We start from the raw sequence: 15,032 nt of genomic DNA on the forward strand, positions 1-15,032 counted from the left end.
AATGTAGTTACAAACTACTATCTTCAATCTATTCTGACATAAGTCTTCCACCAATATCGTAATACTAATACAGTTAAATTAATTCCGACATTAGCGTTTCGATTCAACAAACACACCATTTTTAGGGAACTGAATTTCATTTAAGTAGTTTAAAATGCGTTGCCTCTCCTTGTCCTTTGGAGAACCCGGCTCTACTCTGAATGACTGTAAAATATCATAAATGGAAATTGGTGTTTTCTCGTCTCCTTTATAGTAGATTGGATTAGGTATTGTCATCTTTTTATTGACTATTAAATATCCTAAGAAATAGATTACTTCGTTGCTTGTACTTTCACCGTAGATTCTCCACAAAGGAATGACAATTATTGCTTTTCAAATATAGTTCGGTCAACTCTAAAAAAGTAATTTTAAGCATTTAATATCTTTTTGGTGCTTTAGAATAGGGAAATAAACCCATTACACGCCTTACTCAAATTTAATTAGCGGTAGCATAAAATCACAAATCTCTAGCCTAGTCAATATATTCTTGAAATTCTAACTATAAAATCTTGAATAATCATTGAACAAAATTTGTACATTACTATTTAGCATCGTTGAAGTGTAATCTCTACAAACTTGGCCAGATGTAAAAAGTATTTCCAAAATACCAACCTTTAGAATATTCAAAACTTCTAGATTTTTACTAGTACCAATTAGATTAATATAAGTAAAAGAATGACTTATAAAATCAGAGGATGTATAAGTGTTAATTTCATTTGCTAGCCTTATTGAAAATTCATTCATAAATGAATATCCTCCAACCTCGAAATCATCAAAAATCTTAGACTTAAGGCAATACTCATGAAATTCGGGAACGGTTTCAAACAATAATTCCGCAAGCTTTTGAAATGTAAACGTATCAATCTCATTTAATTTATTCATACAACTTAAATTACTTTTTAAAGCTAAGTCCAGTTCCATCAGTCAGATTTTGAATTACTTCAAATACAATTTGCCGATCCGACTCACAAAGCTCACCATAATTACCTTTCAAAAATTTGGCCATCGCAGCTAAGGCTTCTTCACCTTTTTGAACATGCGAGCCGCTCGCAGATGTTATTACACCTTCGCTTTTTTCAAGTTTAATTATTGCTCCAGTAGAACCATCTCCATATTTAGCCCCTGCTCTCCAAAGTTTTTCAATCCAGCTACGAAGCTTTGGGTTTTGAACTATTCTCAGCATTCTCATCCTTTGCGATTCTAACAATAAAATCTCCTTACTAAATTTTGCTTTGTTCGCAAACAAAGTCCCACCTTTAAGAAAAGGGTTTGGCAAAACCATAGAAGCAGCTAAATTTATTGTCGCACGATTGGCTTCGTCCTGAGAAGGATATTCTTTGTATATTGATCGATCTCCTTTTACAAATATATCCCATCTCATTTCTTCCTGTCTCAGGTAATCCTCTCCAGCATTAGAATATTGATTTCTTCCCTCCCCGTAGTACCTATATGCTACTATGGCCGTAGTTGTTACTCCTGCCGAACTCGTCGAATTTACAATCTTTGTTTTGGTTACCGACCATTCACCATATTCATTCTTTTCAATTTTGCCACCACCATGCCATAATCTGTGCCACCATGCTCCCATTCTAGTAGCAAAATCTCCAAGTGGATCAACATTTATTATGGGATTGTTGTCCATACTCTGGTATGGCGAGTAGTCTTCCTGAATATTGGCATATGGATCGATTTGCAAAAATCTACCCAATTGTGGATCTAGGCTCCTGTAAAATGTAGAATATATATCTAGACTATTTCCATTTATTAGCTCTTGTGTTTCAAATTGACTTGCGGCATTCCATCTTAAATAATTTATTAATGAATTATTAGTTTTTGCCGAGATTCCGGCCATCGTCAATCCAAAAGGATAATAATGCGTCTCCTCCAGTATCTGCCCCTTACTCAAAGTAACTTGTAAATTATCAAAGTAAACATCAATATTTGGTGTTTCATTACTAACATAAACGTACAAATCACCATTCTTAGTCACAGGCAAATCCGTAAACTGATGTATCTTAAAGGTTTCATTCGCTCCAACAATATCCGGATTACCACTTACAAACTTGAACTGCTCATCAACCAATATCCAGTTTAAATAAGCTTTAGGGCGACCGGCAACTGTAGTTTGGCTAGTTAAAAAGCTATTGGCAACATTGGAGGGTAGACCGCTGCTTGTAAATTCAGTTGCCGTAGGTCCCCCCTTTGAAGAAGCCATATTGGCAAACGAGTTGGTCAGTGCACTAACTAAGTCATTCAAGGCGCTGGTAGGCGTTTGTGGACTTACTCCCCCTGTTTTGTACCAACTACTTACTCGTACATTAAACTTATCGCCTGCCATTACTTTTAAGATAATAGCTGGCCCTAATTTATTACCACTTCCACTGGTTTTAGCAGCATACGTATTAGGGCTAGAGTAACTGTCTGCCGGATATCCTGCAGGCTTAGTAGATCTGGTGGAATTGATATTAGCATAGAGTAAATTCTCCGCGGTACTCGTTGCTGTTTCCATTGTAGCCGCAGGATAAGCCTCTACCTTTTGCTCATCAGTCAATACCATCCGAACATTGCCCAAATGGTCTTTCAGCATGTAGTCGAACTGAAAGCTAGCTGCAGTTGAACCATCAGCCGGCACAAATCGAATACGCCCCTCTTCGTGTCCAATCAATTGCAATACATCATTCTCGTAAATTTGTCCGCCAGCGTATAAGGTGGTCGTTATTTTGTTGGGCGTCACCGTTTTATCAAGTACAACTTTCCTTAATTTATTCCCCGAAGCATCATACGTATAAGTTATGGTGCTATTCTTTTCGATATCTGTAGGTGTCTTATTGACTATTACAACTTGCGGCAGGTTTAGAATATTGTAGCTTATGCTTGTAATGTCTTTGTTTTGATCCGTTATAGTATTGCCATTATTGTCAAAAGTATAGTCATCAGTCGTTGCATTCGAGCCATCTTTAAAATCACCCAATTTAGTTGCTGCATCGTTGAAGGCATCAGTTACTTTTACTAATTTGTTGCTATTGGTCGCATAGGTATAGGTTAAATCATCGATCTGAGCGCTTCCTGATAACTTATAACCAAACTGCTGCATTCTCAAGATGTTACCATTTAGATCGTAGGCAGTGTTGGCATTTACACCATCCCCCATCTTTACATCAAAATTAAATCCAGCAGACTTGTTAAATGTGCCACTCGTGTACTGTGTAAAATCGGCTTTTAACAAACGATTCATCCCATCGTAAGTAAAATCATATTTTCGCTTCTCACCATCACCCTTACTTTTCCATGTCATTCCCGCAATATTGCCATTATACTGTGCTGCTGAGTACGATTGGGCGCCTACTAAAACTCCACTAATCTTATCATAGGCTAGGTCAAACCCGAAATAATTGGTACTATTTTGATCTTTTGTATAATTCCGATTGGCCCCTAGTAACCAACCACGAACATTATACTCATATTGTAGAGATTCTAATCCACTTGTTCCAAATCCAGGAGAAAATGTCTTTTTCTTCAATTGTCCCAATTTATCGTATTCACTCTGAACTAATACCTTCTCTGCACTATTCAAACCCGTTGACGAACGGGCTTGCTTTTTGATTAAACTTATTCGACCCAAATCATCGTGTTCATATTTGGTCAGACTTCCAATGGTAGCACCTGTATTACTGATCTTTGTACTTGTATAGTTTGATAGTAATTGTCCGGAATAGCTGTATTGGTTCGTAACAATGGTTACCCCACTATTTAGTGTCTGCTTTTGACATTGAATCATTCGACCATATTCATCATAATAACTGATAGTATACAAGTTCTGTGTACTTTCCAATACATTAACCATCGATCCAGTAGGCAGGCCTTTAGTTAATGTAGACTGAGTCGGAAACTGTGTATAGGGATAGGAGGAAGAAGCAGCTAATAGCAAAGCATCATCCGTTACTGACCTTGATGAACTGAATGGGTTGCCATTAGAAGCTAACCAAGAGTAATTGTCGTAGAATGTCTTTGTCAAAACCGTTGAACCGGTTGTGCTAGGATAGGAAATACTATTATAGGCGGCATCCATCAAGACAGTATGAGTACTGCTATTAACCAAAACTCCTGTTTCTATTGGCCGGTTATAGGTGTCATAAACAACATAAGACCACTTATTGGCAATTCGCATATTGCCATCTTGTGTCATTACCAATCGATCCCTAGCATCATACACCATTCTAACTTCCTCTGCCCCCGGAACTTTTTTGACAATCAGACGTCCACGCTTGTCGTATTCATAGCGATAGCAGAGTTCATTCATAATAGCTGTGGTAAGCACCCAAGTCGTATTGATGGCCGCCACTGCTTTGGGAGGAACCACAGTCCGCAATCTACCAAACTCATCATAAACATAGAATGTATGAGCCCAATCGGTACCCAATTGAACACTCTTCAAAACAACAGCTCCATTTTTATCACTATATTGATATACCGTATTACCATGTTCATCAACTGTTCCCATGCGGTACAACTCGCCAGCTCCATACGCACCGGTTACGGTTGGTATACTTCCCGAAGTTTGCGCAACTGTCCACTTTTTTACGTTGGTTTCTTCTGCCTGATTGAAAGTATACTCATTAACCACACCTCTATTTGAACCAACCCAACTAAGACCCGGAGGCAGTGTTTTCAACACCCTTGCTAAAGGAGAAGCCTCGATATTCACTTGACTGTAAAAGTAGCTTTCACCTTGACCAGTGTATTGAGCGTTCATAAATGCAGCCTGCTGCTGGAATGGATTCAACTTAAATCCACCATCACTGATTGATGCGTTACCTCCCGTTGTAGTTGCTGCGAAAGGTAAATAACTATTCACCTCTTGGCCCAAAACATTATACAAATTTGGAACGACCATATCTACCGCCGAACCTCCTGTCTCTAAAGACCCTTGTTTCACAACTGTTTGCAATGGGCGACCTAATCCGTCAAAATATTGGGTAGACATTTTAACATCTCTCAGCGGACGAGTTGGCAAAACAGTCGCATTTGATTCGGGAGCAGAAGCTTCCCAAACACGAACGTAATTTACTTCAATCGAACTATTGTAGCTTGTTTGAGCTTTTACTTGACTGTACCCCAACACACAAAAGCTCAATTCAACTGAATATATCAGGATTCTTTTAAAATCAAAATTGAAACGCATCACTCAAAAGAATTGGTTTAATGAATAGTTTGGTATATCTATCTAAAGTTGTAAGAATATCTAAACACAAAAGGCTGATAGTTAGGTGAGTTTGATTTACCGATAAAGTCCCACAATATTTGAACTTTTGTTTTTTTGAAAAACTTCGAGTTCAGCGATACTATTTTACTCACCCCTATTAAACCGGATTTTTGCCATGGATTCAAGTTAGAAAAAACCGACAATGAATTGATCCTATTCCAATAATTCAGCTCAAACCCACCTGTTGCCCAAAAACTTCCTTTCAGTTTGATGTCCAAGAAAGATCTGAGCGCAACCCCTTGTGAACTAAAACGAATGTTTCGAACACCTTCACCCCATCCCAACTTGAAACTGGAGCCAATACCAACCACGCTAAAATCATTTAATTTATACCCAGCACTTAACCCTACATCACTTGTCACCGGAAAAAAACTATTTCCACGATTTGACTGTACATTAGACCCAATTTCTACACGCCGCCAAAAGTTTTTGGATTTTTGATGATTAGGTTTGAAATTTGGTAGATCATCAGTTGCATCAGGATTTTTAGACAGCTTCGACTTTAACAGTTCTAGTTGCCCTTGGGCCTCATTCAAATTCTGTCTTACAGATTGAAAGTCAACTGGACCAATTTGCTGTTGAATCAATGCTGCGACTTGAGATCTTGTTTGTAGTCCAGCTAAACCACTCAGTCCGCTTGGATCGGAAGGATCGTTTGGAATTCGAAATAAAGTGGCTAACTCAGAATGCTCTCTTAAAAACTCTTTAAACTGTGACGTTTGGTTTAATAGAAACAATATTCTCTCCTCAGCCTTCCGAGGTTCACGAAACACTTGTTTTATCTCGATAATACTTGAGTTCAAATAATACAACTCTTTTGAATAGCTTTTAAAATATTTTGAGACATCTATACCCTTTAGCGTCTCCTTAAGAAAAGCCTTTCTTTCTTCAAGTAGTGCAGAAAGCTCTCTCCCCTCTTGAAGCTTTTGTTTAAATTCATTCAAACTCTTGGTGGAATTTGACAAGGCCTTGATACTATTGCTTGCTTGAGAAAATCCACTCGAATGCTTTTGTAAAAAATCGAGTCCAGTAATCAATGTGTCAAGTCTTCCAAAATAGTTGGCATTAGAGGCTTTCTTAATACTACTCTCAATAGACCCAAAAAAAACACGGTTGCTTGCTTTGAGTACTTGAGCTCTACTGCTATCAATCTTGTACAGTTTCTTCAATAGTTTGTTCTCTATCTTTTGAAACTTTTTTACATAACGCTTCTGCGCTTTTTCGATATCATGAACCATTGCTTTCGCAGTCACTCCCATTTTTCCAATGTCAACTATTTGCGAATATCCAACGATAGTCACCGAATCTTGAGCCAGAATCTGACCCTTACCTATCAAGATTAGTATCAAAAGAAAACAATACTTCATGTGAAATTGAATAATAGTTACAATAGGACAGTTTTAGTCATTTCGAATCAGCATCGATTTCTTTTGTTTGTACAACAAAAATTTATCTGCAGGCAGTATCGCTTGATACAAAGAATCTCGTCTGTTCTCAATTTGTTGAATCTGCTTTCGAATCTCATCATAAACTCCACCAGCTACCATCTTTTCCTTCTTTGCAGAGTTAATTTGTTTGTTAATGGTAACAATACTGTCGCGAATACTTCCAGACAAATCCAGCGAATCTCTCATCCTATTAGCAATTTTCTCAGCAATTAAATCTGCTGAACTTGCTTCTTGCCCTTTAACAGCATAAGAACATACCATGACCAAAATGATCAGTAAAGCTTTCATATTCATCTATTTTTTACATAATAAAACTACAATCAGAAGCACTTTCCTCTTGGTAGTTTGGCGACCAAGAACCATCAGACCATTCGTAATGGAATGTACAGATATACAGTCCACGCGAGTAATCGTACGTAGAACCCGTGTACACTTTCCAGCCCGTAGTGCATACATCATTAATACATTTTTTATCTGGACCTAAACAATTCCCTGAATTACAGAGTGAAACGGGGCAGGAATTTGTATTATAGGTAACAACGACTGTTCTTGTTGTATTGTATGTAGTACTGCATGGGTTGGTATCTCTTTGTAGTTGTACTTGGTTACCAGTATTGGAACCTGCAACAGACTCGCAATAAACGGCTCCTTCATTCTGCCATAGCGGTGCGCAAACTCCAAAGCGGAATTTATACTCGTATTGTTTAATAATGTTGTTGTTATGATCTCGCATCCTTAGGAGCCTAAACAGCCCATCGTATTCATACGTCTGATTTCGGGAATTGTGATTTGACTCCTTCAATAGGCCTAGGATGGTGTTATACTCATATGTATTTACAAATGCATTGGTCAGCAAGGAATGTCCTCGAAGTGTAGCTAAATTTCCACTAACTGCGTCGTAAGCCGATTTTAAGTTAGCATACGAAACACCAGTCGCTTTAACTATAGGAACCGCATTGTTTAATCCCCAAACATAAGAAGTCATAACCCCGGATTTTGGAACAATTTCTACCAAGTTTCCATTACTAAATTTTGCATTTGACTCTTCCTCATATCTGGCATCTTTAGTTATAGTCGAAGAACTCACAACAGACGGAGAAAAAGTTGAAGCGAGACTGGAAAGTGGGATTGAAAAAACTTTGGCAGGTACTGGCATAGTTGTAGGGGCAAGCGAATATCCATATTGAACAAAATTGGCACTTATAATATTTGAACCGTTCCATGAGGTAGATTCTATTGGAACATTCATATTTCTACTACGTAGTTCAAGTACAGGCTTCAAGTTAGCGTCAGCATTTATGTTCTTCCAATTCAACATACAGGTATTGAATTGGCTATTGTCATTTGAAATATTGGCTTTTCGAGTGTTAACGTACGAGATTCTCGCATCCGCCAGTTCCTTAATATAAGCTTGCCAAGCCCACCAACGACAAAGGTGTGTAGAACAAGTATCTTTCCTTTGGTTGTAGCGAAGTAGTGCAGCTGCAGCAGCGGTAGCATAGGCATTCCATCCATCTTTTATGGTATCACAACTAGCAACCCTGTAGTCGAAACTATACTTTATTCTATTCTCCAATACTTCACCTTTTGAAGACACTACAGAAGTTCTGGTCGTACTTGTATGATAGGGACTCTCAAAATAAGTATTGGAAGACTTCATCATACCTGCAGCAAAGCCCTGCGCATAGTCCTTCTCAACTACTTGCATTTGCACTTTCTTGGAAGTCACTAAATTATAGTAAGATGGAAGCATTGGATCTACAGAACCAATGGGAGAAACAGACACCATCAATGCAGGAGTCTTAATAGAATCCTCTATATAGGTGTGGTAATACTCGGTCTCCTTTAAGATTTGTCCTGCCTCATTGAAGATACCGACATACTTCAATTCACCTCGCTTGTATTCAAATGGATAGGGAATAAATGGATAGTTAACAACCGTTGGCTCACATCCCGCATTTGTAACAATCGACCTTACAGCAACATCTGAAACGTTTAGATCCCATAAATTGGAGCCATAATAACGATAAACAGTATATCCTCCACCTACTTTGCTTTCTTTTACTTCATTGTATCCAATATGGTTACCTTGCGTTGTTGATAGAGGACGAATAGTTGATCCACTTTTAGCAAACGCAGAGCCATTACAATCCACACAGCCATATAAGCCACAATTCGGACCATCTTGGAAACCAACGTCTCGCCAAATATCATTTCTAATTTTATAAACATAAGTTGGCCTGCTGTATAGTATGCCCGTGCTTTTGCCATTGGAAGAATAGGAATAACTAGTAACCATATTATTGGCAGTTGAAACACCGTCATAATTGGTTATTGACTTTATTCTCAACCCCCCTACTGTTTCGTCTTTTTGAATAGGTGTCGTAACCCATTCATCAAAGTTTGCAATGGCAGGGTAACCGCTGGTGTTGGTAAGCTTTTTCATTTCAATGCGATACGATCCTGCAGGATATGTCAAATTTGTTGTAAAAGTTGCCCCTGCCTCAAGCACCCATCCATTTACTTGAAAGTTGTCGGACACTCGATAAACATTTAAGAAAGCTTGGGACCCAACACTAGAATTGGTAAATGATATCCTATACGTATTCCCTGTAAAAGTTCTAGTACTGATGACCCAATTGGGGCTTGCATCTCCACCTGCGGCTTGGGTAAATCGGAACTGCCACTCTTTTTTATTAAAACTAATCCACGTAGTATTCGCTTCAAATTCGAAATCCGTATAGCCTCCAGTAGGATAGTTTATCCGCTTCAAAGCGCCACCACGCATTGCAGGCCAAGCAGCATCACGATTCGCACCAGTGACCTGTGTAAAGTCATTAACAGTATAAGTAGGGATTAATCCTGTATTTGAATTTGCCCCGTTTATGAATCCCCAATGATCTACTCCAAAACTTAGTCGTCTTGGAACAAATTCTGTGAAGTATTCAAAGCTGTAAGCGGGAATAACAACCGAGTTATCACAGGATGATTCCTGCACCGTTTCTAACCTTAACCGGTTTCTATCCTTTGTGATTATCGGATTCGAATTATTACCTGGCACAAAATTCGAGGGAACATTGGTAGTATTATCCTGAAAATAACCATATGTGAAATTAAATGATTTGCAAACAGAAGCACCGTCTGAAATCGAAATAGACTGTAAGGCTTTAGCCTGTGTGTTTGCATCGTCAATAAATGAAATAGCATCTCCATTCAAATCCAACCTTCCTGTACTAGCTGCATTAAAATTAACCACTCCGTTAGGCCAGCTGATTTGTGCCAATCTTACGCCATTTGTTATGTTCTTATAAACTTTGTATTCATTGGTGCCAGTGCTACTTGCATCAACAGGAAAAGCAGAATAAGTATAGTAAGAATAATTCTCAGAGACATACGTCAAATTTATCGCAAACACTCCATCCGCTGATTCAATTCTGTTCAAATACCAACTAGAAACTACTTGCCCTTGATAGGTATTTACTCCGTCGAACGGAAATGTTTTTTCAACCGGATCTACATCAGTTGTGTTCGACGTTCTTCCAAAAAAATATTTGGTCCCGTCCGGTACAATTACAACAAAACTATCTATGCTTTTTCCGACACCTGGGGTATAGCCATATTTAATAACCAAATCTTGCTGAGGTACTGTTATAACCGAACCATCGTCATGAAAATAGAACTTACCAGATGTACCAGCAAAATTGAAGTAGAATATGTCAGGTTCACCGTCTTTACGTCCTGTAGCGAATTCAAGGTAATCCTGTCGTTGAGAAAAAGAAAAAGATGGCGAATAGCTGTAGGGAGGAGCACCTGGAACCCACAGATAATTGTTATAACCTTTATTGCTTAAATGGCCATAGTCTTGAGCAGTAGTACTGCTAATATTTCTTTCATCCGGAGCGCCCTGCACTGATCTCGTAATAACTCCTCCTGCATTTAATGACCAATTTGCTCCTACCCAACTTGAAGGCTCCATAACTTTTAAACCTCCGGCATAGTAACTCAAACCAATCGGCAAACCAATTGAACCATATCTCACTGTGTAAATTGGAATTGATACTTGAGGTAAGCCAGTGTGAGAATTTACTGGCACATCAGCATATTTACCCAAAGAAGCAGCCGTTGGTGACGCAATAGTTACTTCCTTATAAGGATTATTTTGCGCTCTTATTTGTAATGTAAATAATACTGTTACCGTTATAATAATTAGCTTAATTAGTGACTTCATATTCAACAGAATGAAATAAATTATTTGAACAGCGCGTTGTAAAAACTAAAAAATAAAAGAAGATTGAAATATGTTCGAGACTATGTCTGTGTAGACTGGGGAAAAGTGTGGGTATGGGACATAAATTGTCCTTGAAAAATAAGATCGCATAGCACTTAGAATTGGTTTAAAGGATAAAAATAAGCATCAATTAGGTTGTAACGTGCAAGCATATTTGAATATTTTTTTGAAATAAGTGTATCTACTTATAAATCATATATTTGCCAAACTATCAGAGCTGCCTTGCAGCTTTCGGCAAAATTGAATAATTAAACGATCAATTTGTATAAAAATACCGGGAAAACGGTCCATTTATTCATAATCCAAAACATCTACTACAACAGATGCAACCCCTCTGGGGTTGAATACACCTGACCTCGTTTGGTGGGTTTACCGATATGGCTACCGATATGTAACCCCTCCGGGGTAAATTACTTCTGACCCCGTTTCGTAGGACTACCGATTCGGCTACCAATATATAACCCCCTCCGCGGTAAAATACACCTGAACCCGTTTCGTGGGTTTACCGATATGGCTACCGAGATGCAACCCCTCCGGGGTTGAATACACCTGACCCCATTTCTTGGTTCTACCGATATGAAACCCCTCCGGGGTAAAATGCACTTAACCCCATTTTGTGGACGTACCAATATGACCACCGATTTGCAACTCATACAGGGTTGGATACACGCGCCTCTTCTCGTGGCTTTACCGATCTACCTACCGAAGTGTTACTCATGCGGGATTGAATATACTCGACGCTAATTCATGGCGCCACTCCAAAATTCAGCTATTTTACCTTACCGCAAAGTTTGGAAAAGCGCAAAGAATTCGCAAAGTTTTCCCTTTATCCCGTCCTTCCCTATGGAATTGAAAATTCTTCCTCTCCCTATTCTTCTCCCTCTCCCTATTCTTCTCCATCTCCCTCTTCTTCCCCCTATTCTTTTTCAAAATTCCTAACACTTGGTAGCTTTAAAAATTGCCGTTATTTTTGCGCCATGAAATTGAGTCAATTAGCTGAAACATTGATCGGCTCCGAAATTGTAAAATTGGGAGGCGAAATCCGCGAGAAAATCCGCAAAGGCGAAACCGTGTATAATTTTACCGTGGGCGATTTTGACCCCGCTATCTTCCCTATTCCACAAGAATTGGAAGAAGCCATCATTTCGGCCTATCGCCAACATTTCACCAACTACCCCGCCGCCGAAGGAAACCTCGATTTGCGTGAAAACCTGAAGAGTTTTATCAAAGACTGGCAAGGACTCGATTATACTACCGACGAAATACTCATTGCCTGCGGTGGCCGCCCCCTAATTTATGCTACTTACCGCGCCATCTGCGACGAAGGCGATAAAATTGTATACGCCGTTCCCTCCTGGAACAACAACCACTATACCCATTTCGTAGACGGCGAACATGTAGTAATTGAAGCGACTGCCGAAACAAACTTCATGCCCACCGCTGAACTCTTGAAACCCCATATCAGCTCCGCTACTTTGTTAGCACTTTGTTCTCCTCAAAACCCTACCGGTACTACGTTCACCAAAGAAGGACTGGAAGCCATTTGCGACATGGTATTGGAAGAAAACAAACGCAGAGGCGCCGGAGAGAAAAAACTCTATGTGATGTACGATCAAATGTATTGGCACCTCACGTATGGCGGTATCAAACACGTAGACCCCGTTAGTCTGCGACCCGAAATGAAAGACTACACCATCTACATCGATGCCATCAGTAAAGTATTCGCAGCAACCGGCGTTCGCGTAGGTTGGAGTACAGGGCCCGCTTTTATCATCAATAAAATGAAAGCCATTCTTACACACGTAGGTGCTTGGGCACCGATGGCTGAACAAAAAGCGGTGGCTGTTTACCTAAAAGACCGTGGCGCAATTGAAACGTACTTGAAACAATTCAAGCAAAAAGTTTCGGTTCGCTTGACTAAAATATACGAGGGCTTTCAACAACTTAAATCAAAAGGATACCCGGTTGATGCCATTGCTCCGGAAGCAGCCATCTATTTGACCATTAAAATTGATGCCGTAGGAAAGAAAAAAGCAGATGGCACTCTTTTGAACAATCAAGCCGATGTTACCGCCTACTTGTTGAATGAGGCAAAACTTGCGATTGTTCCGTTTTATGCATTTGGAAGCAGTAAAGACAATCCTTGGTACCGCCTCAGTGTAGGAACTTGCAAAGAAGAAGCCATTGCCGACGTTATTGCCCTATTGGAGAGCGCTATGGCGAAATTGAGTTAGTGGCTAGCCATTCGCCGCGCAAACGACGCACCGCTGGGATTCAAAAATCAACGTAACAGAAAAAATAAAAAGGGAGCCAATGGCTCCCTTTCTTTATCTCTTTACTTGAACAACCTTTTACAAGGCGTTTAGTTTTTGTTGACGATAAAAATGAATGGTTTCAAATTCGTCTCCTGCATTACGCGGACAACGGCGTTGTATTTGTTCAATCTTTTGTAACGGTTTAGGTCCATCACTTCGTGGGCATTCACCAAACGATCGATGGTTTCGAATGAGATCAACAATTGGTGGATTCGTTCCATTTCCATTTGAATGTACTCGGAACTAACCCCTTGTTCTTTTACCAATACAAGCATGTCTCTATTGGGAGCCTTCATTTGTTCATAAGATTTTTAATATCCAACAAATCCCCTGTTCAAACCGCAACCGCATTTTTTCGATGATCCACCCATCGCACGGTTACTGCTCGCGCAGGAAGTAACCACTAGTGATACAAACAAAACAAAAATAAATAAGTTGACTTTCTTCATAGAATGGAATTTTACTAATTTAAAACTATTTTACATTAAAAATCGTGTGTAGGTTGGCTAATAAATGTGAAAATAACAGTTCTTTTAACAAACCTACCGTCGTTTTTGCTATGTTAGATTGGGGTCTGGGGCATGTTTCACGGTCCATTCCCATCATTGAGTACTTCCAGCAACAACAGTGGCATATCGTAATTGCCTGTGATTCAAATCAATACAAATTACTCGTTTCCCAGTTTCCCAATGCCGAATTTCAAACCCTCCCCGGCTACCAAATTTCCTTCGGAAAAACCCGGGTAAAAACCCTGTTGAAAATAATCCGGCAATCCATAAAAATATTGACAAAAATCAAATTTGAAAATAAGTGGATTACCTTGTTTTTGGCTGAGAGAAAAGCCCAATTGATTGTCTCAGATAATCGCTATGGCTTTTACCACCCCAGCGTTCCAAGCGTGTTTATCACCCACCAACTGAAGATTAAATCGAGTTTGGGTGCGCTGGTAGACCGTTTCTTAGCCTTCCTCAACAAAAAACACCTCCAACACTTTGATCAAATTTGGGTTCCCGATCTTGAAGACCAAAGGCTCTCTTTAGGAGGTACTTTGTCGCAGACTTCGAAGTCACATTCGCTTCCCGTTCACTACATCGGACCAATTTCCAGATTGATACCAGAGAACAATCTTGAGAAGAAAAGAAAATACCTCGCCATTCTATCCGGACCCGAACCTCAACGAAGCATTTTAGAACAGTCGCTTACCAATGGCTTCAAAAAGAACAAGCAAGCCCTCACTATAGTGTGCGGCACAGTAACAAACCCACAAAGCAGTCAAGACGATTGTATTGAACGAATTGGTTATGCCGACGCCAATCAATTAAACAAATTGATCGCGAGCTCAGAATACATCATCAGCCGATCCGGATACAGTTCTTTAATGGACTATGCATTACTCGGATGCAAAGCCATTCTTATTCCCACACCTGGTCAGGCAGAACAAGAATACCTCGCGAAACGCTTTGCTGATAAGGGCTGGGCTGCATGCCTAAATCAAGGAGAAGCCTCTTTTGAATCGATTGAGCAACTTGTTCAATCAACAGTATTCCAACCGTTTCATTCTTCTCAACAATTCAATAAAGAACAACTTCATCAACAGATCAAATCAAACCTAATGTGTTTGATGAAAGTGGAGGCAGATGCTGTCAATTGATTTTACTGCGCTATTTTTGCAAAAACAA

The 15,032-nt window shown here is 39.4% G+C and carries 9 protein-coding genes; 2 read left to right on the plus strand and 7 right to left on the minus strand.

Annotated features, from left to right (window positions below; all coding sequences use genetic code 11):
- Positions 1-90: 90 nt before the first annotated feature.
- The 6 genes from ACQ2HE_RS00795 to ACQ2HE_RS00820 all read right to left on the minus strand — a co-directional run bounded on the left by ACQ2HE_RS00795 (position 91) and on the right by ACQ2HE_RS00820 (position 10,978).
- A complete protein-coding gene (locus ACQ2HE_RS00795) occupies positions 91-276 on the minus strand; it encodes a hypothetical protein (RefSeq protein WP_430895488.1) in 186 nt (61 codons plus the stop codon).
- A 258-nt stretch (positions 277-534) separates the two neighbouring features.
- On the minus strand, positions 535-960 hold the full coding sequence (locus ACQ2HE_RS00800; protein ID WP_430895486.1) for a hypothetical protein: 426 nt from the start codon (positions 958-960) through the stop codon (positions 535-537).
- Positions 932-5,221 (minus strand): DUF6443 domain-containing protein, encoded by a 4,290-nt coding sequence (locus tag ACQ2HE_RS00805; protein ID WP_430895484.1) that lies wholly within the window; start codon positions 5,219-5,221, stop codon positions 932-934. Before ACQ2HE_RS00805 ends, ACQ2HE_RS00800 begins: the two co-directional genes overlap by 29 nt.
- 38 nt (positions 5,222-5,259) lie before the next feature.
- Positions 5,260-6,339, minus strand: coding sequence for an AAA family ATPase (locus tag ACQ2HE_RS00810; RefSeq protein WP_430895482.1), 1,080 nt, complete (start codon positions 6,337-6,339; stop codon positions 5,260-5,262).
- A gap of 363 nt (positions 6,340-6,702) precedes the next feature.
- The gene (locus ACQ2HE_RS00815) at positions 6,703-7,038 is read right to left on the minus strand and encodes a hypothetical protein (RefSeq protein WP_430895480.1); all 336 of its coding nucleotides are present in this window, start codon (positions 7,036-7,038) and stop codon (positions 6,703-6,705) included.
- A 13-nt stretch (positions 7,039-7,051) separates the two neighbouring features.
- Entirely contained in the window at positions 7,052-10,978 is a 3,927-nt protein-coding gene (locus tag ACQ2HE_RS00820; RefSeq protein WP_430895478.1) for a hypothetical protein, read from the minus strand.
- A gap of 1,037 nt (positions 10,979-12,015) precedes the next feature.
- Between ACQ2HE_RS00820 and ACQ2HE_RS00825 the strand changes: the two genes are divergently transcribed.
- Positions 12,016-13,272 carry a pyridoxal phosphate-dependent aminotransferase gene (locus tag ACQ2HE_RS00825; protein WP_430895476.1) on the plus strand — a complete coding sequence of 419 codons (1,257 nt, stop codon included), beginning with the start codon at positions 12,016-12,018 and terminating at the stop codon, positions 13,270-13,272.
- Between the two features lie 128 nt (positions 13,273-13,400).
- On the opposite strand, the gene ACQ2HE_RS00830 is transcribed toward ACQ2HE_RS00825, so the two are convergent.
- A complete protein-coding gene (locus ACQ2HE_RS00830; RefSeq protein WP_430895475.1) occupies positions 13,401-13,649 on the minus strand; it encodes a hypothetical protein in 249 nt (82 codons plus the stop codon).
- Positions 13,650-13,912: 263 nt separating this feature from the next.
- Between ACQ2HE_RS00830 and ACQ2HE_RS00835 the strand changes: the two genes are divergently transcribed.
- Positions 13,913-15,004, plus strand: a complete 1,092-nt coding sequence (locus ACQ2HE_RS00835; RefSeq protein WP_430895474.1) for a glycosyltransferase — start codon at positions 13,913-13,915, stop codon at positions 15,002-15,004.
- The last annotated feature ends 28 nt before the right edge of the window (positions 15,005-15,032 follow it).

The organism is Endoryza foliicola (genome assembly GCF_050589245.1).
GTDB lineage: Bacteria > Bacteroidota > Bacteroidia > Chitinophagales > Chitinophagaceae > Endoryza > Endoryza foliicola.

Bases quoted from the DNA above. Each gene is read 5' to 3' on its own strand.
- ACQ2HE_RS00795 (WP_430895488.1), bottom strand. From the start codon at position 276: ATGACAATACCTAATCCAATCTACTATAAAGGAGACGAGAAAACACCA.
- ACQ2HE_RS00800 (WP_430895486.1), bottom strand. From the start codon at position 960: ATGGAACTGGACTTAGCTTTAAAAAGTAATTTAAGTTGTATGAATAAA.
- ACQ2HE_RS00805 (WP_430895484.1), bottom strand. From the start codon at position 5,221: ATGCGTTTCAATTTTGATTTTAAAAGAATCCTGATATATTCAGTTGAA.
- ACQ2HE_RS00815 (WP_430895480.1), bottom strand. From the start codon at position 7,038: ATGAAAGCTTTACTGATCATTTTGGTCATGGTATGTTCTTATGCTGTT.
- ACQ2HE_RS00820 (WP_430895478.1), bottom strand. From the start codon at position 10,978: ATGAAGTCACTAATTAAGCTAATTATTATAACGGTAACAGTATTATTT.
- ACQ2HE_RS00825 (WP_430895476.1), top strand. From the start codon at position 12,016: ATGAAATTGAGTCAATTAGCTGAAACATTGATCGGCTCCGAAATTGTA.
- ACQ2HE_RS00830 (WP_430895475.1), bottom strand. From the start codon at position 13,649: ATGAAGGCTCCCAATAGAGACATGCTTGTATTGGTAAAAGAACAAGGG.
- ACQ2HE_RS00835 (WP_430895474.1), top strand. From the start codon at position 13,913: ATGTTAGATTGGGGTCTGGGGCATGTTTCACGGTCCATTCCCATCATT.